At 64.8% G+C, this 19,051-nt stretch carries 17 protein-coding genes; 11 read left to right on the top strand and 6 right to left on the bottom strand.

What is annotated here, in order from left to right:
* Positions 1-21 precede the first annotated feature (21 nt).
* Genes odhB through YUA_RS0125945 form a run of 4 tightly spaced genes read left to right on the top strand, consistent with a single transcriptional unit; the run spans position 22 to position 4,081 of the window.
* Entirely contained in the window at positions 22-1,260 is a 1,239-nt protein-coding gene (odhB, locus tag YUA_RS0125930) for a 2-oxoglutarate dehydrogenase complex dihydrolipoyllysine-residue succinyltransferase (protein WP_027533322.1), read from the top strand.
* A 55-nt stretch (positions 1,261-1,315) separates the two neighbouring features.
* Positions 1,316-2,077, top strand: a complete 762-nt coding sequence (locus YUA_RS0125935) for an SDR family oxidoreductase (protein ID WP_084292870.1) — start codon at positions 1,316-1,318, stop codon at positions 2,075-2,077.
* Between the two features lie 38 nt (positions 2,078-2,115).
* Positions 2,116-3,516, top strand: a complete 1,401-nt coding sequence (gene lpdA, locus YUA_RS0125940) for a dihydrolipoyl dehydrogenase (protein WP_027533324.1) — start codon at positions 2,116-2,118, stop codon at positions 3,514-3,516.
* Positions 3,517-3,550: 34 nt separating this feature from the next.
* The gene (locus YUA_RS0125945; protein ID WP_027533325.1) at positions 3,551-4,081 is read left to right on the top strand and encodes a hypothetical protein; all 531 of its coding nucleotides are present in this window, start codon (positions 3,551-3,553) and stop codon (positions 4,079-4,081) included.
* A gap of 154 nt (positions 4,082-4,235) precedes the next feature.
* Here YUA_RS0125945 and YUA_RS0125950 read toward each other — a convergent pair whose 3' ends face one another.
* Positions 4,236-4,829: a DUF4337 domain-containing protein gene (locus tag YUA_RS0125950; protein ID WP_027533326.1), complete on the bottom strand. Its 594-nt coding sequence runs from the start codon at positions 4,827-4,829 to the stop codon at positions 4,236-4,238.
* Positions 4,830-4,954: 125 nt separating this feature from the next.
* Positions 4,955-5,920, bottom strand: a complete 966-nt coding sequence (locus YUA_RS0125955) for a tyrosine recombinase XerC (protein WP_027533327.1) — start codon at positions 5,918-5,920, stop codon at positions 4,955-4,957.
* A gap of 112 nt (positions 5,921-6,032) precedes the next feature.
* Between YUA_RS0125955 and YUA_RS0125960 the strand changes: the two genes are divergently transcribed.
* Positions 6,033-8,243 carry a primosomal protein N' gene (locus YUA_RS0125960; RefSeq protein ID WP_027533328.1) on the top strand — a complete coding sequence of 737 codons (2,211 nt, stop codon included), beginning with the start codon at positions 6,033-6,035 and terminating at the stop codon, positions 8,241-8,243.
* 244 nt (positions 8,244-8,487) lie between these two features.
* Here YUA_RS0125960 and YUA_RS0125965 read toward each other — a convergent pair whose 3' ends face one another.
* Complete coding sequence (locus YUA_RS0125965) at positions 8,488-8,997, bottom strand: septal ring lytic transglycosylase RlpA family protein (RefSeq protein ID WP_027533329.1); 510 nt, start codon at positions 8,995-8,997, stop codon at positions 8,488-8,490.
* Between the two features lie 614 nt (positions 8,998-9,611).
* Between YUA_RS0125965 and YUA_RS0125970 the strand changes: the two genes are divergently transcribed.
* The 6 genes from YUA_RS0125970 (at position 9,612) to YUA_RS0125995 (ending at position 16,532) form a co-directional block, all read left to right on the top strand.
* Positions 9,612-10,172, top strand: a complete 561-nt coding sequence (locus YUA_RS0125970) for a F0F1 ATP synthase subunit delta (protein ID WP_027533330.1) — start codon at positions 9,612-9,614, stop codon at positions 10,170-10,172.
* Positions 10,172-11,701: a F0F1 ATP synthase subunit alpha gene (gene atpA / locus YUA_RS0125975; RefSeq protein WP_027533331.1), complete on the top strand. Its 1,530-nt coding sequence runs from the start codon at positions 10,172-10,174 to the stop codon at positions 11,699-11,701. The genes YUA_RS0125970 and atpA overlap by 1 nt, the downstream gene beginning before the upstream one ends.
* Before the next feature lie 176 nt (positions 11,702-11,877).
* Positions 11,878-12,753 (top strand): F0F1 ATP synthase subunit gamma, encoded by an 876-nt coding sequence (locus YUA_RS0125980; RefSeq protein WP_027533332.1) that lies wholly within the window; start codon positions 11,878-11,880, stop codon positions 12,751-12,753.
* Between the two features lie 51 nt (positions 12,754-12,804).
* On the top strand, positions 12,805-14,247 hold the full coding sequence (atpD, locus tag YUA_RS0125985) for a F0F1 ATP synthase subunit beta (protein ID WP_027533333.1): 1,443 nt from the start codon (positions 12,805-12,807) through the stop codon (positions 14,245-14,247).
* Between the two features lie 84 nt (positions 14,248-14,331).
* Complete coding sequence (locus YUA_RS0125990; protein WP_027533334.1) at positions 14,332-14,739, top strand: F0F1 ATP synthase subunit epsilon; 408 nt, start codon at positions 14,332-14,334, stop codon at positions 14,737-14,739.
* Positions 14,740-14,888: 149 nt separating this feature from the next.
* Positions 14,889-16,532, top strand: coding sequence for an adenylate/guanylate cyclase domain-containing protein (locus YUA_RS0125995; RefSeq protein ID WP_027533335.1), 1,644 nt, complete (start codon positions 14,889-14,891; stop codon positions 16,530-16,532).
* Between the two features lie 115 nt (positions 16,533-16,647).
* Here YUA_RS0125995 and YUA_RS0126000 read toward each other — a convergent pair whose 3' ends face one another.
* The 3 genes from YUA_RS0126000 to YUA_RS0126010 all read right to left on the bottom strand — a co-directional run bounded on the left by YUA_RS0126000 (position 16,648) and on the right by YUA_RS0126010 (position 19,025).
* The gene (locus tag YUA_RS0126000) at positions 16,648-17,148 is read right to left on the bottom strand and encodes an RNA pyrophosphohydrolase (RefSeq protein ID WP_027533336.1); all 501 of its coding nucleotides are present in this window, start codon (positions 17,146-17,148) and stop codon (positions 16,648-16,650) included.
* Positions 17,149-17,210: 62 nt separating this feature from the next.
* Positions 17,211-17,717, bottom strand: coding sequence for an RNA pyrophosphohydrolase (locus YUA_RS0126005; RefSeq protein WP_027533337.1), 507 nt, complete (start codon positions 17,715-17,717; stop codon positions 17,211-17,213).
* 72 nt (positions 17,718-17,789) lie between these two features.
* Positions 17,790-19,025 carry a divergent polysaccharide deacetylase family protein gene (locus YUA_RS0126010; RefSeq protein ID WP_027533338.1) on the bottom strand — a complete coding sequence of 412 codons (1,236 nt, stop codon included), beginning with the start codon at positions 19,023-19,025 and terminating at the stop codon, positions 17,790-17,792.
* Between the last annotated feature and the right edge of the window lie 26 nt (positions 19,026-19,051).

Genomic DNA, 19,051 nt, shown 5'->3' on the forward strand with positions numbered 1-19,051 from the left:
GATCTCCTTAAGGAAAAGACCATGACTGAAATTCGTGTGCCGACGCTCGGCGAATCCGTCACCGAGGCCACCATCGGCCGCTGGTTCAAGAAGGCTGGCGACGCCGTTGCCGTCGACGAGCCCTTGGTGGAGCTCGAGACCGACAAGGTCACCATCGAAGTCCCGGCGCCGTCCGCCGGCACGCTGAGCGAGATCATCGCCGCTGACGGTACGACGGTTGCGGTCGGCGCACTGCTCGGCCAGATCACCGATGGCGCCGCCGGTGCCAAGCCCGCTGCTGCTCCGGCGAAGCCCGCCGCTGCTGCTCCGGCTCCCGCTGCTGCCGCTCCCGCGCCGGCCGCGAAGGCGCCGCCGGCTGATGCGCCGCTCGCCCCTTCCGTGCGAAAACTCTCGGCCGAGACCGGCGTCGACGCCTCGACCGTTCCAGGCTCCGGCAAGGACGGCCGCGTCACCAAGGGCGACATGCTTGCCGCCATCGAGCGCGCCGCTTCCGCGCCGACCCCGGTCAACCAGCCCGCCGCTGCCGTTCAGGTCCGCGCGCCATCGCCGGCCGATGACGCCGCCCGCGAAGAGCGCGTCAAGATGACCCGCCTGCGCCAGACCATCGCGCGCCGCCTCAAGGACGTGCAGAATACCGCCGCCATGCTTACGACCTTCAACGAGGTCGACATGACCAACGTCATGGCGCTGCGTGCCCACTACAAGGATGCGTTCGAGAAGAAGCACGGCTCGAAGCTCGGCTTCATGGGCTTCTTCACCAAGGCCGTCGTGCAGGGTCTGAAGGACATCCCGGCCGTCAACGCCGAGATCGACGGCACCGACCTGATCTACAAGAACTACTATCACATCGGCGTCGCCGTCGGCACCGACAAGGGCCTCGTCGTTCCCGTCGTGCGCGATTGCGACAACAAGTCGATCGCCGACATCGAGAAGGGCATCGCCGATTTCGGTCGTCGCGCCCGTGACGGCCAGCTCAAGATCGACGAAATGCAGGGCGGCACCTTCACCATCACCAATGGCGGCATCTACGGCTCGCTGATGTCGACCCCGATCCTCAACGCGCCGCAGTCCGGCATTTTGGGCATGCACAAGATCCAGGATCGCCCGATGGTCGTCGGCGGCAAGGTCGAAGTCCGCCCGATGATGTATCTGGCGCTGTCCTACGATCACCGCGTCATCGACGGCAAGGAAGCCGTCACCTTCCTGGTTCGCGTCAAGGAAAGCCTGGAAGATCCGGCGCGGCTGGTGCTGGACCTCTGATCCCTGATGTCTTGAAAACGCCGTCGCCTCCAGGGGCGACGGCGTTTGTCGAAAGATGGAGAGGAACGTGACGGACAAGGTCGTTGTCATCACCGGCGGCAGCCGCGGCATCGGGCGGGCGACTGCGATTGCGGCGGCCGCGCGCGGCTTCCGCGTCGTGGTCGGCTATGCCAGCAACAAGGCGGCCGCCGACGAGGTGGTCGCCGAGATCGAGGCCAGCAATGGCAAGGCCATCGCGGTGAAATGCGATGTCGCCGAAGAAGGCGATATCATCGACCTGTTCAAGGAAGCCGACAAGTTCGGCACGCTCGGTGCCCTCGTCAACAATGGCGGCATCGTCGGCAAGAGCGGCGTGCGCGTCGACGAGATGTCGGCCGAGCGCATCCAGCGCGTCATGGCGGTCAACGTCACCGGCTCCATCCTCTGCGCGCGCGAGGCTGTGAAGCGGATGTCGACCAGGCATGGCGGCAAGGGCGGCGTCATCGTCAATCTGTCATCGGTTGCTGCCAAGCTCGGCGCGCCGAACACCTATGTCGACTATGCGGCGTCCAAGGGCGCGATCGATTCCTTCACCATCGGCCTCGGCTATGAGGTCGCAAGCGAAGGCATTCGCGTCGCGGGTATTCGCCCCGGCCTGATCGACACCGAAATCCACGCCTCCGGCGGCGAGCCCGATCGGCATCATCGCCTGGCCCATATGGTGCCGATGAAGCGCGTCGGCACCGCCGAGGAAATCGCCAATGCCATCGTCTGGCTGATGTCGGACGATGCCTCCTACGTCACCTCAGCCATTCTCGATGTGTCCGGCGGACGCTGACACATCCTCACCACGTTAAACTCACGGGACTTTCTCTCATGGCTACCTACGATCTCGTCGTCATCGGCACCGGACCTGGCGGTTATGTCTGCGCGGTGCGCGCAAGCCAGCTCGGCATGAAAGTCGCCGTGGTCGAAAAGAACGCCACCCTCGGCGGCACCTGCCTCAATGTCGGCTGCATGCCGTCCAAGGCGCTGCTGCATGCCTCGGAAATGTTCCAGGAAGCCGGGCATTCCTTCGCCAAGATGGGCGTCAGCGTCTCCGCGCCGAAGCTCGAATTGCCTGCGATGATGAACTTCAAGCAGCAGGGCATCGACGGCAACGTGAAGGGCGTCGAATTCCTGATGAAGAAGAACAAGGTCGACGTGCTCAAGGGCACCGGCAAGATCTTGGGCACCGGCAAGGTGGAAGTGTCCGCCGACGGCAAGTCGCAAATGATCGAGACCAGGAACATCGTGATTGCCACGGGCTCGGACATCGCGCGTCTCAAGGGCATCGAGATCGACGAGAAGCGCATCGTGTCGTCGACCGGCGCGCTGTCGCTGGAGAAGGTGCCAGGCAGATTGCTGGTCATCGGCGCCGGTGTGATCGGCCTCGAGCTTGGCTCGGTGTGGCGCAGACTCGGGTCCGAAGTCATGGTCGTCGAATTCCTCGATCGCATCCTGCCCGGCATGGACGGTGAGATCGCGAAGCAGTTCCAGCGCATCCTCGAAAAGCAGGGATTTGCGTTCAAGCTTGGTTCGAAGGTCACCGGCGTCGAAGCGAACGGCAAGGCACTGCTTGCGAAAATCGAACCGGCTGCGGGTGGCGCGGCCGAGACCATCGAAGCCGACGTCGTGCTCGTCTGCATCGGCCGCGTGCCGTACACCGACGGGCTCGGCCTGAAGGAAGCCGGCGTTGCGCTGGACAATCGCGGGCGCGTGCAGATCGATCCGCATTTCGCCACCAGCCTGAAGGGCGTCTATGCCATTGGCGACGTCGTCGCGGGCCCGATGCTCGCGCACAAGGCCGAGGATGAAGGCGTCGCCGTTGCGGAGATCATCGCAGGGCAGGCCGGCCACGTGAACTACGACGTTATCCCAGGCGTGGTGTATACCACGCCAGAAGTGTCCTCCGTCGGCAAGACCGAGGAGGAGCTGAAGCAGGCCGGCGTCGCTTATACCGTCGGGAAGTTTCCCTTTACCGCCAACGGCCGCTCCAAGGTCAACCAGACCACCGACGGCTTCGTGAAGATTCTCGCAGATGCGAAGACCGATCGCGTGCTCGGCGTGCACATTATCGGCATCGAGGCCGGCGAAATGATCCATGAGGCCTGCGTTCTTATGGAGTTTGGTGGTAGTGCGGAAGATCTCGCCCGTACCTGCCACGCGCATCCGACCCGCTCCGAGGCCGTGAAGGAAGCCGCGCTTGCAGTCGGCAAGCGGGCCATCCATATGTAGGCCCGTGCCCAGAGCCGAATCGGGCGGGAAACACATGCTGCGCCGCCTTCTTCAACCGGTCTGGGTCCTGCTGGCGATCATCTTCCTGATCGAAGCCTGGCTGTGGGATCATTGCGAACCGATCGTCGCGCGGGTTGTCGCACTGATCCCGCTCGCCCGGTTCAAGGAATGGCTGTCGGAGCGCGTCGACGCACTCTCCCCGGCGATGACGTTGATCGTCTTCGCAGTCCCGATCATCCCGTTGTTTCCACTCAAGCTGGTCGGCCTGTGGCTGCTTACGCATGAATACTGGACCAGCGCGGTGTTCACGATCCTGTTCGCAAAGATGCTCGGCGTCGGCGTCACCGCCTTCGTGTTCGACGTCACGCGCGACAAGCTGCTGGAGATGCGCTGGTTCGAGCGGCTCTACGAGCTGGTGCTGAAAGTGCGCGCCAAGGCGACCGAACTGGTCGAGCCGGTCAAGCGGCGTATAAGCGAGCTGATCAAGGGCAACGGCGAAGGCTGGTCCTCGCGCACGTTCCGTCTGATCCAGCGCTTTCGCAAGAGCGTGCACGAGGCGCGGTAAACTTTCCCAGGTGTCGTCCCGGCGAAGGCCGGGACCCATACTCCCCGGAGAAGTTTGGCGAAGATTCGTCGTTCGGTATTCCTACCAACCGCAATCGATACATCACGCGGTATGGGTCCCGGCCTTCGCCGGGACGACGGGGAGTGCGCAGCTCTCACCCGTGCAGATGCAACAGATGCGGCCACCATGCGCCCAGCACGGTCATGCCGAGTCCGGCGAGCGTCAGCAGGCCGGCGACCCAGGCGAGCGGCAGCATGCCGGTGATGATGGTGGCCGACGCCAGCACGATGCCGATCTGGAATGCGGCCGACGCCAGCTCGAAGTGATGGTATTTCGCGGTCGCCTCGTCGCGGACGTGCTCGGCTTCCTTGGCCTTCCCGGCGAGCTGCTCGGTGCCTTCGCCGGTCTCGGGCTCGGAGCGGTAGCGCGCCGCGGTCTTCTGCCAGTCGTCGACCTGCTTCTGCACCGCGGCCTTCATGGTGTCGTCGGTGGCGCTGCCCAGCGTCAGCTTGCCCTGGTCGGCGGCGGTCTGCACGACAGTGCGGCGGATGCTCTTGGCCTGGAAGAATGCCCAGAGATTGGAGGCCTCGACGTTCTTGCTGATGGACTCGGTCTGGGCGCCCTTGCCGAGCGTTTCCGAGATCGCCAGGAACAGCGCCAGCACCGCGATCAGCAGGGCAATCTTCCTGTTCTCGCCGGATGCGTGCTCGGCATGCTCGGCGTGCTCCATGCTCTCGTGTGCGCTCATGAGTCCTCTCCTGTGTCGGTTCGGTAACGATTGACCGAACCGCGCGGCCTGCGCAAGAGGCATGCGGGCCAACAGCGAGCTATGACAGCTTGATGTCAGGAATCAGTGGCTCGTTCAGCGGCAATTCAGCGTCTTGGATGCGCGCTCGCATAGACTTCCAGCAGCCGCTCGGAATCGATGCCGGTGTAGATCTGCGTGGTCGAGAGCGATGAATGGCCGAGCAATTCCTGGATCGCGCGCAGATCGCCGCCGCGCGACAGCAGATGCGTGGCGAAGGAGTGGCGGAGCGCGTGCGGCGTGGCGCTGTCGGGCAGGCCGAGTGCGCCGCGCAGCCGCTCCATCGCGAGCTGGATGATGCGCGGACTCAGCGGGCCGCCGCGCGCGCCGACGAAGATCGGTCCTTCCGGCGGCAGCACATGCGGGCACATCGAGACATATTCCTGCACCAGCGCGAGCACGTTTTGCAGCACCGGCACCATGCGCGTCTTGTTGCCCTTGCCGGTGACGATCAGCACGTCGCCTTCGCCAGGCCGCGGCACCTCACGGCGCTTCAGGCCGAGCGCTTCAGAGATGCGCAAGCCCGAGCCATAGAGCAGCGCCATCACGGCGGCGTCGCGTGCCAGGATCCAGGTCTCGCGATCCTCGCCGGCGCGCTCGTCGGCGTCGGCCAGGCGTTTTGCCGATGCCATCGGCAACGGTTTTGGCAAGGTCTTTGCGACCTTTGGCGCACGAATCGCCGAGAGTGCGCCGACCTTGCCCTTGCCTTCGCGCTCCAGGAAACGGCCGAACGAGCGCAGGCCCGCGAGTGCGCGCATCAATGAACGGCCGGCAATATCGTCGGCGCGACGCATCGCCATGAAGGCGCGGATGTCGGTGGCTTCCAGCGCGGCGAAGCGCGCCAGCGTCACGCGCTCGCCCCAATGGCTGCACAGGAAATCCAGGCACTGCCGCAAGTCGCGGCCATAGGCCTCCAGCGTCTTCGGCGACAGCCGACGCTCGGCGCCGAGATGCGCCAGCCAGCGCGCCATTTCCTGCGCGATCGAGGGATCGGCGCTGGCGAACTCGATTGAAGGGGCGGACGCTTTGCTCATGCGCTCTGGACGGAATGATTCCGCACAGTATATCGCATCACACCCGTTTACTGTTCGCTAAGGCCGCGCCGGGGCGCTAGCCTCAAAGCCCCAAGGTTCCGATTCTCCCCTCATGGATCATTCGTCGCGCAGCACGACCGCCCCCGCCAACGCGACCCGCATGGTCGACGTGCTGGTGCCGGTCGCGCTCGACCAGACTTATTCCTACAAGGTGCCGCGCGGCATGGAGCTGAAGGCGGGTGATCTCGTCGGCGTGCCGCTCGGGCCGCGCGAGGTGCTCGCCGTGGTCTGGGCCGAAAACGCCGATCCCGATCCGCGCCTGCACAACCGCCTCAAGGAGGTCAACGAAAAGCTCAATCTTCCGCCGCTGAAGCCCGAGCTGCGCGCGGTCGTCGACTGGGTCGCCAATTACACGCTGAGCCCGCGCGGCATGGTGCTGCGCATGTGCCTGCGCATGGGCGAGAATCTCGGCCCCGAGCGGGTCCGTGCCGGCGTGCGCCTGGTCGGACATCCCCCGACACGACTGACGCCGGCGCGCCAGCGCCTGATGGAGGTGCTGTCGGACCGGCTGCTGCACGGTAAATCGGAGGCTGCCAAGGAAGCGGGCGTCTCGGCCGGCGTGATCGACGGCCTCGTCGATGAGGGCACGCTCACGGTCGAGCCGATGCCGCCGCCGCCTCCGCCGCCCGCGCCCGATCCGGATTTCGGCCGGCCGGATTTTTCGCCGTTGCAGCGCGCTGGCGTGGATGCGATGCGCGCGCTCGCGGCCAACGGCACCTTCCACGTCGCGTTGCTCGACGGCGTCACGGGCTCAGGCAAGACCGAGGTCTATTTCGAAGCCGTTGCGGAATCGATCCGCCGCGGCAAACAGACGCTGATCCTGATGCCGGAGATCGCGCTGACCGGGCAGTTCCTCGATCGCTTCGCGCAGCGCTTTGGCGTGAGGCCGCTCGAGTGGCACTCCGAGCTCACCCCGCGCACCCGCGCGCGCAACTGGGCGGCGATTTCGGAAGGCACCGCGCCGGTCGTGGTCGGTGCGCGCTCGGCGCTGTTTCTGCCCTACGCCAATCTCGGCCTCATCGTCGTCGATGAAGAGCACGACCAGGCCTACAAGCAGGACGAAGGCGTGCATTATCACGCCCGCGACATGGCGGTGGTGCGCGCGCATATCGCCAAGATCCCGATCGTGCTGGCCTCCGCAACGCCGTCGGTCGAATCCGAGGTCAATGCGCGCAAGAACCGCTATCAGCGCATCGCGCTGCCGTCGCGCTTCGGCGGCCAGCACATGCCGCATATCGAGGCCATCGACATGCGCCGCGAGCCGCCGGCGCGCGGCCGGTTCATCTCGCCGCGGTTGGCCGGCGAGATCAGAAAGGCGATCGAAAAGCGCGAGCAGGCGCTGCTGTTTCTCAATCGCCGCGGCTATGCGCCGCTGACACTCTGCCGCGCCTGCGGCCATCGCTTCGCCTGCACCATCTGCGACGCCTGGCTGGTCGATCATCGCTTCCGCCAGCGCCTGGTCTGTCATCATTGCGGCTTCTCGATGCCGCGCCCGCAGACCTGTCCGCACTGCGCGGCGGAGGAATCGCTGGTCGCGGTCGGGCCCGGCGTCGAGCGCTTGCAGGAGGAGGCGGCCGCGCTGTTTCCGGATGCGCGCACCATGGTGCTGTCGAGCGATCTCGTCACCTCGATCGAGACGATGCGCAGCGAGCTTGCCGAGATCGCCGAGGGCCGCGTCGGCATCATCATCGGCACGCAGCTCGTCGCCAAGGGCCACAATTTTCCGCGGCTCAATCTGGTCGGCGTGGTCGATGCGGATCTGGGCTTAAGCAATGGCGATCCGCGCGCCTCCGAGCGCACCTGGCAATTGCTCAACCAGGTGATCGGCCGCGCCGGGCGCGAGCAGGGCCGCGGCGTCGGCTATCTCCAGACCCATCAGCCCGATCATCCCGTAATGAAGGCGCTGATCGCCTGCGACCGCGAGGCCTTCTACGACAGCGAGATCGATCTGCGCGAGCGCACGCTCTATCCGCCGTTCGGGCGCCTTGCGAGCCTGATCATTTCCGCGGGCGATCGTCCGAGCGCGGAAGGCCTGGGCCGCCGTCTCGTTGCGCTCGCGCCGCGCGACGAGCGCGTGGTGGTGCTGGGCCCGGCCGAAGCCCCGCTCGCCGTGATCAAGGGCCGCTACCGCTTCCGCATCCTGGTGAAATCGGCGCGCGGTTTCGATCTCTCGGATTATCTGCGCAACTGGCTCGCGGTGTGCCCGAAGCCGAAGGGCAATCAGAAGCTCGAGGTCGACGTCGATCCGCAGAGCTTTTTGTAAGGGCCGGCTGTCATTCCGGGGCGCGCGCAGCGCGAGCCCGGAATCCATTCATCCACCAACTCTGCTGCCCGATGGATTCTCAGGTGCGCGATTGCGCACCTCAGCTCGCGCTTCGCGTGCCCCGGAATGACGAAGCCCGCGGTCCCCCAAGACCACGGGCTTGTTTCACGCGCGCATCAAACTGCTCATGTCCTTGCGGACGATGATGAAAACTGCGCTCGTGGGTGAGGCGCTAAGCGCGCCGTTAGGAGACGACTTCCGCGGTGACGCGGCCGACGCCGGCGCCGGTGAGGCCGATGGCGCGGGCAGCGCCCGTGGAGAGGTCGAGCACGCGGCCGCGCACGAACGGGCCACGATCATTGATGGTGACGATGACGCTCGAGCCGCCATGGGTGACGCGCAGCTTGGTGCCGAACGGCAGCGAACGGTGCGCCGCGGTCATGGCGTTCTGATTGAAGCGCTGGCCCGACGCGGTGCGGCTGCCGGACTCGTTGCCATAGAAAGAGGCCATGCCGGAGAAGGAGCGGCCGGTGCCCGACGACGGCGTCATCGACGCATTGGCGTTACGCCAATCGGAGGTCGCGTTGGTATCGTCCTGGGCGTGGTGGCGGTGATGATGCTGAGAATATCGGTGATGATGCCTGGATTTGGCGGAAGCTTCGGTGGCAGTTCCGCCGACGAGGAGAGTTGCGGCAACGAAAGCAATCGCCGTACGCGGCCGGGTCACGGAGCCCAGCGTCTTCAAAGACAGCATTTAGTGGTCCCTAAGCTAGTATTGCCACATATGTGGCCAGTGGAGCCCCCATCAGTTTGTGAGCGGGATGGCGTTTCGATTCCTAATGAGGCGTGAATTGGGCAGTAAATCCATTCTGTGTCGTGATGAAACATCTTGTGACCGGCACCGATATTCGGCCGAAGTTCCGTAATATTTTGCTTTAACGATTTGTTAACCGACTGATTACTTGCGAATACTGTAGAGCGAAGTTGTCGTTCCCTTGGTTTAGAATTGGGTAAGTATTCGGCGGGCGAGGCCGGGCGGGCCGGGATCACGCCTCAGCGAGCCGTGTTCATGGCCGTTATGCGCTGAGGGCAGGAACGAAGCGGCGTCTTGTCACCGCAACCCTCGATCGGCGTGAGGGCGTCGTGAACTGCGACGAACTGCCGAAAAACAGCCGAGCCATTAAGTTGCCGTCATGTTGCACGTGCGCGCCTGCTATGTTAGCAAAGCCGCGATTTTAACGGACCCGGCACGTCCCGTGTCGGCCGAGAATCAAAGTCCCGCTTGAATTCCAAGGGCTTGGATCGCTAGGCGCCGCTTCGTGGCGACGGTTTTTCCCTTGCGAATTTGACAGCTAAAAGAGCGCGTCTGTGGCTGCAGAAGATACGTCCGTTTCAGGTGTGTCCGGCCGTTATGCAACGGCCTTGTTTGATCTGGCCCGCGACCAGAAAGTGGTCGACGAGGTCAAAGCCGATCTCGACAAGTTCGAGGGTCTGCTGAACGAAAGCGCTGATCTCAAGCGCCTCGTCCGCAGCCCGGTTTTCGCGGCCGACGCCCAGTCCAGGGCCCTCTCGGCCGTGCTGGACAAGGCTGGCATCGCCGGCATTTCCGCCAATTTCCTCAAAGTGCTGACGGCCAACCGCCGCTTGTTCGTGGTGGGCGACGTCATCCGCGCGTACCGCGCCCTCGTCGCCAGGTTCAAGGGCGAGGCGACGGCGGATGTCACGGTCGCGGAAGCGCTCTCGGACAAGAATCTCGACGCCCTCAAGGTTGCCCTGAAGTCGGTGACCGGCAAGGACGTCGCGCTCAACGTGAAGATCGATCCCTCGATCATCGGTGGCCTCGTCGTGAAGCTTGGCAGCCGCATGATCGATAGTTCGCTTCGCACCAAACTCAATTCGATCAAGCACGCGATGAAAGAGGCAGGCTGATGGACATCCGCGCCGCGGAAATTTCCGCGATCCTCAAGGACCAGATCAAGAATTTCGGCCAGGAAGCTGAAGTCTCCGAAGTCGGGCAGGTGCTGTCCGTCGGCGACGGTATCGCCCGCGTCTACGGTCTGGACAACGTCCAGGCCGGTGAAATGGTCGAGTTCGAGAACGGCACCCGCGGCATGGCGCTGAACCTCGAAACCGACAACGTTGGCGTCGTTATTTTCGGTGCCGACCGTGAGATCAAGGAAGGCCAGACCGTCAAGCGTACCCGCGCCATCGTGGACGTGCCGGTCGGCAAGGGCCTGCTCGGCCGCGTTGTCGACGGCCTCGGCAACCCGATCGACGGCAAGGGCCCGATCCAGGCCGACAAGCGCATGCGCGTCGACGTCAAGGCGCCCGGCATCATTCCGCGCAAGTCGGTGAGCGAGCCGATGGCGACTGGCCTCAAGGCGATCGACGCCCTGATCCCGATCGGCCGCGGTCAGCGCGAGCTGATCATCGGCGACCGTCAGACCGGCAAGACCGCGATCGCGCTCGACACCATCCTGAACCAGAAGCCGCTCAACGCGCAGCCCGACGAGAACATCAAGCTGTACTGCGTCTACGTCGCAGTCGGCCAGAAGCGTTCCACCGTTGCCCAGTTCGTGAAGGTGTTGGAAGAGCAGGGCGCGCTCGAATACTCGATCGTCGTCGCCGCCACCGCGTCGGATCCGGCGCCGATGCAGTACATCGCGCCCTTCACCGGCTGCACCATGGGCGAATATTTCCGCGACAACGGCATGCACGCCGTCATCATCTATGACGATCTGTCCAAGCAGGCCGTCGCTTACCGCCAGATGTCGCTGCTGCTGCGCCGCCCGCCGGGCCGCGAAGCCTATCCCGGCGACGTGTTCTATCTGCACTCCCGCCTGCTCGAGCGTGCGGCGAAGCTGAACAAGGACCAGGGTTCGGGCTCGCTGACGGCGCTGCCGGTCATCGAAACCCAGGCCAACGACGTGTCGGCCTACATCCCGACCAACGTCATCTCGATCACTGACGGTCAGATCTTCCTGGAAACCGACCTGTTCTTCCAGGGCATCCGTCCTGCGGTGAACGTCGGTCTGTCGGTGTCGCGCGTCGGCTCCTCGGCGCAGACCAAGGCCACCAAGAAGGTCGCCGGCAAGATCAAGGGCGAGCTCGCGCAGTACCGCGAAATGGCGGCGTTCGCACAGTTCGGCTCCGACCTCGACGCCTCGACGCAGCGCCTGCTGAATCGCGGCTCGCGCCTGACCGAGCTCCTCAAGCAGCCGCAGTTCTCGCCGCTGAAGATGGAAGAGCAGGTCTGCGTGATCTGGGCCGGCACCAACGGCTATCTCGATCCGCTTCCGGTCAACAAGGTGAAGCCGTTCGAGGACGGTCTGTTGTCGCTGCTGCGCGGCAAGAACGCCGAGATCCTCAATTCGATCCGCGACACCCGCGACCTCACCGACGACACCGCTGCCAAGCTGAAGTCGGTGGTCGAAGGTTTTGCGAAGAGCTTCGCGTAGCTGAGAGCCATCATGGCCGGGCTAAAGCGCGAAGCGCGTCTTCGCATTTGATGTCCCGGCCATCCACGCGCTGCTGCGTGGAGACGAACACGTGGGTGCCCGGCGCAAGCCCGGGCATGACGAAAGAGACAGGCTAGCGGTTTGACCGCAAGGGATCGAACCGTCGGGGACGAAGAATGGCGTCACTTAAAGACATGCGGGTTCGCATCGCCTCCACCAAGGCGACGCAGAAGATCACCAAGGCCATGCAGATGGTCGCGGCATCCAGGTTGCGCCGCGCCCAGCAGGCGGCCGAGGCTGCGCGGCCCTATGCCGACAAGATGAGCGCGGTGATTGCCAATATCGCCAGCGCCGCCGCGGGCTCGCCCGGCGCGCCGGCGCTGCTGGCCGGCACTGGCCGCGATCAGGTTCACCTGCTGCTGGTCTGCACCGGCGAGCGCGGCCTGTCCGGCGCCTTCAACTCCTCGATCGTGCGCCTCGCGCGCGAGCGCGCCCAAGCGCTGATGGCGCAAGGCAAGGACGTGAAATTCTTCTGCGTCGGCCGCAAGGGCTACGAGCAGCTCCGCCGGCTCTACGACAAGCAGATCGTCGAGCATCTCGACCTGCGCGGCGTTCGCCAGCTCGGCTTCGTCAACGCCGAGGATATCGCCAGGAAGGTGCTGGCGCGCTTCGACAACAGTGAGTTCGACGTCTGCACGCTGTTCTACGCGCAGTTCAAGTCGGTGATCGCCCAGATCCCGACCGCGCAGCAGATCATTCCGCTGACCGTGGAAGAAAACGCGGCGAACGCGCCGTCGACGTCCTACGAATACGAGCCGGAGGAGGACGAGCTCCTCTCCCGCCTGCTGCCGCGCAATATCGCGGTGCAGATCTTCCGCGCATTGCTGGAAAACAACGCCTCGTTCTACGGCGCGCAGATGAGCTCGATGGACAACGCCACCCGCAATGCCGGTGAGATGATCCGCAAGCAAACCCAGATCTACAACCGAACCCGTCAAGCCCAGATCACCAAGGAGCTGATCGAGATCATCTCCGGCGCCGAGGCGGTCTGACGCACAAACTAAAGACGGTCGTTCAAGTACAGAATTTCGAAGGAGAGCTTCATGGCTACAGCAGCTAACCCGGTCGGTCGTGTCACCCAGGTCATGGGCGCCGTCGTCGACGTGCAGTTCGAGGGCCACTTGCCCGCCATTCTCAATTCGCTGGAAACCAGGAACGGCAACATCCGCCTCGTGCTGGAAGTTGCCCAGCATCTCGGCGAGTCCACCGTGCGGACGATCGCGATGGACGTGACCGAGGGGCTGGTGCGCGGCCAGGAAGTGACCGACACCGGCCAGCCGATCGCGGTTCCGGTCGGCGCCGGCACGCTCGGGCGCATCATGAACGTTATCGGCGAGCCGATCGACGAAGCCGGCCCGATCCAGTCGGAAGGCTTGCGCCCCATCCACCAGGAAGCGCCGAGCTACACCGACCAGTCGACCGAAGCCGAGATTCTCGTCACCGGCATCAAGGTCGTCGACCTTCTGGCTCCGTATGCGAAGGGCGGCAAGATCGGCCTGTTCGGCGGCGCCGGCGTCGGCAAGACCGTGCTGATCCAGGAGCTGATCAACAACGTCGCGAAGGCGCATGGCGGTTACTCCGTGTTCGCCGGCGTCGGCGAGCGGACCCGCGAAGGCAATGACCTCTATCACGAGTTCATCGAGTCCAAGGTCAACGCCGATCCGCACAATCCGGATCCGAGCGTGAAGTCCAAGTGCGCGCTGGTGTTCGGCCAGATGAACGAGCCGCCGGGCGCCCGCGCCCGCGTCGGTCTCACCGGGCTGACCGTCGCCGAGCACTTCCGCGACCAGGGCCAGGACGTGCTGTTCTTCGTCGACAACATCTTCCGCTTCACCCAGGCCGGCTCGGAAGTGTCGGCGCTGCTCGGACGTATTCCGAGCGCCGTGGGCTATCAGCCGACGCTCGCCACCGACATGGGCGCGCTGCAGGAGCGCATCACCACCACCCACAAGGGCTCGATCACCTCGGTGCAGGCCATCTACGTTCCGGCCGACGACTTGACCGACCCGGCGCCTGCGACCTCCTTCGCCCACTTGGACGCCACCACGGTGCTGAACCGTGCGATCTCGGAAAAGGGCATCTACCCCGCTGTGGACCCGCTCGACTCGACCTCACGCATGCTCTCGCCGCTGGTCGTCGGTCAGGAGCACTACGACACCGCGCGTCAGGTCCAGCAGGTGCTGCAGCGCTACAAGTCGCTTCAGGACATCATCGCCATTCTCGGCATGGACGAGCTTTCGGAAGAGGACAAGCTGACGGTGGCCCGCGCCCGCAAGATCGAGCGCTTCCTGTCGCAGCCGTTCCACGTCGCCGAAATCTTCACCGGCTCGCCCGGCAAGTTCGTCGACCTCGCGGATACCATCAAGGGCTTCCGTGGCCTCTGCGAAGGCAAGTACGATCACCTGCCGGAAGCCGCCTTCTACATGGTCGGCACCATCGAAGAGGCGGTCGAGAAGGGCAAGAAGCTGGCGGCCGAGGCCGCCTAAGGGGCGAATGACGAATAGGGAGTAGCGAATAGACGCGCTGCTCCCCCGGTTCGCTACTCGCTATTCGCTACTCGCAGGTACACCATGGCCAACTTCCACTTCGATCTCGTCTCGCCGGAAAAGCTCGCATTCTCGGGCGAGGTCGATCAGGTCGACATTCCCGGCGTCGAGGGTGATTTCGGCGTGCTGGCAGGTCATGCGCCGGTCGTGGCTGCGATCCGCCCCGGCATCCTCACCGTCACCACCGGCGGCCGGCACGAGAAGATCATCGTGCTCGGCGGTCTTGCCGAAGTCTCAGAGAAGGGCCTGACCGTGCTCGCCGACGTCGCGACGTCGCTGGCCGAGCTCGACCGCGCCCAGTTCGCCGAAACCATCTCGGAGATGGAAGAGGGGCTGAAGGAGCACGAAGGCACCGAGCTCGATCAGGCCATCGAACGGCTCGATCACTTCAAGAGCATCCAGCAGCAGCTCAACTCGACGGCTATGCACTAAGCCCCGGGGCACCGCTTCGGGGCTCACCAGAAATTCCTGAACAAGTTCAGCGCTCGTCACGAAAGTGGCGGGCGCTGAAACTTTGTTGCACCGCGCCGCCGATGGCGGCATTCTGCGCTCGCGAAATTTGTTCCGGGGCGGGTTAGCAGATGAAACGCAAGATCGCAGCGATCTTTGCAGCCGATATTGCCGGTTACTCGAGGCTGGTCGCGGAAGACGAGGAAGAGACGTTGCGGCGTCTGGCGTCCTACCGCTCCGTCGTCGACGATTTCATCGCAAAAGCGCATGGCCGGATCTTCAACACCGCGGGCGATGCCGTGCTCGCGGAGTTCCCGAGCGCGGTGGACGCCGTGCGCTGCGCGATCGACATCCAGGAAAGCTTGCGAACCCGCAACATGGCCTATCCGCCGAGCCGGCAGATGTCGTTCCGCATCGGCATCACCATCGGCGACGTGGTCGAACGCGACGGCGATCTCCTCGGTGACGGCGTCAATATCGCAGCCCGGCTCGAGGGGCTGGCGGAGGTCGGCGGCATCTGCGTCTCCCGTGCCGTGCACGAGCAAGTCGCCAACAAGCTGTCGGTGCAGTTCGCCGACATCGGCGCGCAGGAAGTGAAGAACATCCCGACGCCGGTGCACGCTTATATGGTGGCGATGCGGCGCGAGGACGGGACTTACGCGACGCCGCAGGTGAAGAAGGTCGCCAAGCCGGAGCCCGCGCCGAACTGGATGTGGCCGCTGGTGGTGGGCGTGGTTTCCGTCGTCGCCATCGGCGTCGGTGGTTTCCTCTATTTCACCAAGCTCGAGACCACGCAGGTCAAATCCACCGCGGCTGCGCTCGCGCCGAGCCCGGTCGCCGGGCCGTCACCCAGCCCAACGCCGACGATCGCCACAAAGGCGCCGGAGCCCTCGCCGACGCAGATTGCCACGGCGGGCGCGACGCCGAGCTTGCCGCCGGCGGCTGCATCAGGCGGCAAGATTGCCGTCGATGCGGTGCCGTTCATCGGCGAGCGCCAGCGTGCCTATCTCAGCAACGAATATGCCGCCGCCGGCGATTACAAGGCGTTCGCTCTGAACACCGCCGGCTTCACCGGCTCCGCGCTCGGTCAGCCGAACGAGGAGGCCGCCCGCAGCGCCGCGCTCGACCAGTGCCAGAAGCGCGCCGACGCTGCGCAATCGCCGCGGCGTTGCGAGCTCTATGCGGTTGGCAGCAAGGTCGTCTACAGCCATGGCAGCCCGCCGATGCCGCCGCAGCCCTGGGTGCGATACGACACCATGACCGAGCGCCCGTTCGTGTCGAAAGACTTTCCGATGCTGCGCGATCAGGCCCGAAATCGCGTCGAAAACATCTACGCGCCGGCGGCGAAATCACGATCGGTCGCGCTCGGCCCGAACGGGCAATATTTCATGGTGCTGGGCGCATCGTCGGTCGATGAAACGACGCGGCGTTCGCTGGAATCCTGCGGCGCCATCGCCGGCGTGGCCTGCATGATCGTGGCGGTCGACGATAATTTCGTCGTGCCGATCCCGACCCTGCTCAAGGCCAACGGCTTCTTCCACGCCGCGACCAATTCCTCGATCGTGGCCGATGCGCGCGACGAGGTCGTGCGCAAGCTCGGCGATGGCACGGGCTGGAATGCAGTTGCCGTCGGCACTGCGGGCCGCCCGGGCCTTGGCCTGAAAGCCACCGACGAGCAGAGTGCCGTCAACGGCGCGCTCGCCGACTGCGTCAAGCACGACAGCGACTGCCACGTGATCGCGATCGGCCCGTTTACGGTCGGGCCGACGAATTAGCCCGAAAGCAGCGCGCTTTCGCTGATTTCGCCTGACCTATCAGCTGCTTCGTGAAGGCCACCGCGCATCTCGCCGGAAATCGCCGGCTACTGTGCATGGGGTTGTTTTCGCGCTCTCAGTTTGCGAAGGGCGCAAACTGCTCTGCCACTGCGCGGTAGACCTCGCGGCGGAACGGCACCACGATATCGGCGACACGGTCGAGGCGCTCCCAGCGCCACGCGTCGAATTCCGCGGGCTGGTCGTTGCGTGGCGTCAGCGGGTCGATCTCGTCATCCTCGCCGGTGAAGCGCAGCGCGAACCACTTTTGGCGCTGGCCACGAAATTTTGCGAGCCGATGCGTCTGCGGTCCGTCATAAGGCGGGAACTCGTAAGTCAGCCAGTCGGTTTCGCCGAGATAGGCTGCGCTCTTGACGCTGGTCTCCTCCCAGAGCTCGCGCATCGCGGCTTCGCGCAAATTCTCGCCCTCGTCGACGCCGCCTTGCGGCATCTGCCAGTCGAGCCCCGGCAAAATGATCTCGGGACCGTCGCCCTTGAAGCGGTGCCCGATCAGCACGCGGCCGTCGGCATTGAAGAGGGCGATGCCCACGTTGGGACGGTAGGGTTTTTCGTTCGTCACGCGGGATCTTTCGTTGTCAGCCCGGCGATGCCTTAGCACCAAAGGCGGGATGACAATTTGATTTAGTCATCCGCCAGCGCGGAAAATTCCTTCACCACGCGCTCGTAAACCGGGCGCTTGAAGGGCACGATCAGCTCGGGGAGGTTTTTCATCGGCTCCCAGCGCCAGTTGACGAATTCGGCCTTGTGGCCGCCGCCGCCGGGCTTCTCGACGTTGATCTCGCTGTCCTTGCCGGTGAAGCGTACCGCGAACCATTTCTGGCGCTGGCCGCGGAAGCGGCCCTTCCAGGCGCGCCCCGCCACCGTGCGTGGGATGTCGTAGATCAGCCAGTCCGGAACCTCGCCGAGCCGCTCGATCGAGCGCACGCTGGTCTCTTCATAGAGCTCGCGTTTGGCAGCGTGCCAGTTGTCCTCGCCGGGATCGACGCCGCCCTGCGGCATCTGCCAGACATGGCTGTCGTCGAGATGCTCGACGCCACCGGCGCGACGACCGATGAACACCAGGCCCTTCGTATTGATCAGCATCACGCCGACGCAGGTTCGGTAGGGCAGATCCTCATAACGCGCCATTCCGCCAAACCCTCTCGCGTACTGTCGGGACGCTATCAGGCGCTCGGGCCCGTAGCGTACCAATTCTTTGATTTAGCTGGATTTTGATTTCAGCATCGCGGTTGTCAATGGCACCAAAAGGATACCCCGGTCGCTCAATGTCTTGATCCAGGCGCCGACCCGCTCGATGGAGACGGGTAGTGCAGAGGCGGTGCCGACGGCGACGCCGCGTTCCCGGGCCATCGATTCCAGCTTGTTCAGGGCGCGGTCGATCTCGGTCGGGGTCGGCACGGCGTCGAGCGCGATGTCGCCCTTGCCGAACGGCACGGCGAGGCTTCCTGCGGCCTGCGGCGCGATGCTGCGGGGGGAGGAACCGTCGTCAAAGAAGCCGAGCCCCCGCTTGGAGGCCTCGCGGATGATCGGCTGCATCGCCGGCTCCGTCGCGACGAAGCGGGCGCCCATGAAATTGGTGATGCCGGCATAGCCCTGCATCCGGCTCAGATGCCAGTACAGCCGGTCGGTGTTCTGGTCGGCGGTGAGCGAGGTCAGCAGCGTCTGCGGCCCGGGATCGTTGTCCGGGAAGTCGTAGGGCTCCATCGGGATCTGCAGGAAGATCTCGTGGCGCTGGGCGCGGGCGCGCTCTGCGAGCTTGCCGGGGTCGGCGCCATAGGGCGTGAAGGCCAGCGTCACGGCGCCCGGCAGCTTCATGATCGCATCGGTGGTCTTGGCGGCGCCGACGCCGAGGCCGCCGATCACGATCGCCACGACAGGCATTTTCGCGGCCTTGGCGCGGTCGGCCTCGGCTGCGTAGACGTTGAACGGCTTGAGATCGCCGGAGACCATGGGGATCATGCCGTAGCGCGATTTCTCCAGCAGTTTTGGATCGATCCCGGCCATGGCGGCCGGTGCGGCGGAAGCCGCCTCGGCCTTGTCGGCGCCGTCGCCTGCGCCGATCACCACGTCGTGGCGGGCGCCGGTCGAGCCGTCGATCATGGTGACGGTCTTGTGTTCGCCGGAGGCGGCCTCTTTCGGCGCTTCCTTGGTCGCGTGCTTGCTCTCTTGACCCTGGCCGGCCGCAGCCGCCTCGGCCGCGGGCTTCTCCTCGGTCGCCTTGTCTGTGGCCTTGGAATCGCGGATCGCGATCCGCGTCATCGGCTCGCCGCCGAGCGGATCCTTGTTGAAGATGGCGAAACCGGCGAAGGCGACCAGGAACAGGCCGAGCATCACGGCCAGGGCCTGCATGGCGGTAAACGGCAGCCGCAGTCGCCGTTTTCGGCGCGGCTTGTCCTGTCCGAGCGGGGCGCTCAGATCATCGGCCGTTTCAGTCATGCGAGATCCCGAATCACTCCACCGAC

The organism is Bradyrhizobium sp. WSM3983 (genome assembly GCF_000473045.1).
In the GTDB taxonomy this organism is placed as follows: domain Bacteria; phylum Pseudomonadota; class Alphaproteobacteria; order Rhizobiales; family Xanthobacteraceae; genus Bradyrhizobium.

Excerpts from the sequence above, each read along its gene's own strand:
- odhB (WP_027533322.1), top strand. The coding sequence starts at position 22 with ATGACTGAAATTCGTGTGCCGACGCTCGGCGAATCCGTCACCGAGGCC.
- YUA_RS0125935 (WP_084292870.1), top strand. The coding sequence starts at position 1,316 with ATGGAGAGGAACGTGACGGACAAGGTCGTTGTCATCACCGGCGGCAGC.
- lpdA (WP_027533324.1), top strand. The coding sequence starts at position 2,116 with ATGGCTACCTACGATCTCGTCGTCATCGGCACCGGACCTGGCGGTTAT.
- YUA_RS0125945 (WP_027533325.1), top strand. The coding sequence starts at position 3,551 with ATGCTGCGCCGCCTTCTTCAACCGGTCTGGGTCCTGCTGGCGATCATC.
- YUA_RS0125950 (WP_027533326.1), bottom strand. The coding sequence starts at position 4,829 with ATGAGCGCACACGAGAGCATGGAGCACGCCGAGCATGCCGAGCACGCA.
- YUA_RS0125955 (WP_027533327.1), bottom strand. The coding sequence starts at position 5,920 with ATGAGCAAAGCGTCCGCCCCTTCAATCGAGTTCGCCAGCGCCGATCCC.
- YUA_RS0125960 (WP_027533328.1), top strand. The coding sequence starts at position 6,033 with ATGGATCATTCGTCGCGCAGCACGACCGCCCCCGCCAACGCGACCCGC.
- YUA_RS0125965 (WP_027533329.1), bottom strand. The coding sequence starts at position 8,997 with ATGCTGTCTTTGAAGACGCTGGGCTCCGTGACCCGGCCGCGTACGGCG.
- atpA (WP_027533331.1), top strand. The coding sequence starts at position 10,172 with ATGGACATCCGCGCCGCGGAAATTTCCGCGATCCTCAAGGACCAGATC.
- YUA_RS0125980 (WP_027533332.1), top strand. The coding sequence starts at position 11,878 with ATGGCGTCACTTAAAGACATGCGGGTTCGCATCGCCTCCACCAAGGCG.
- atpD (WP_027533333.1), top strand. The coding sequence starts at position 12,805 with ATGGCTACAGCAGCTAACCCGGTCGGTCGTGTCACCCAGGTCATGGGC.
- YUA_RS0125990 (WP_027533334.1), top strand. The coding sequence starts at position 14,332 with ATGGCCAACTTCCACTTCGATCTCGTCTCGCCGGAAAAGCTCGCATTC.
- YUA_RS0125995 (WP_027533335.1), top strand. The coding sequence starts at position 14,889 with ATGAAACGCAAGATCGCAGCGATCTTTGCAGCCGATATTGCCGGTTAC.
- YUA_RS0126005 (WP_027533337.1), bottom strand. The coding sequence starts at position 17,717 with ATGGCGCGTTATGAGGATCTGCCCTACCGAACCTGCGTCGGCGTGATG.
- YUA_RS0126010 (WP_027533338.1), bottom strand. The coding sequence starts at position 19,025 with ATGACTGAAACGGCCGATGATCTGAGCGCCCCGCTCGGACAGGACAAG.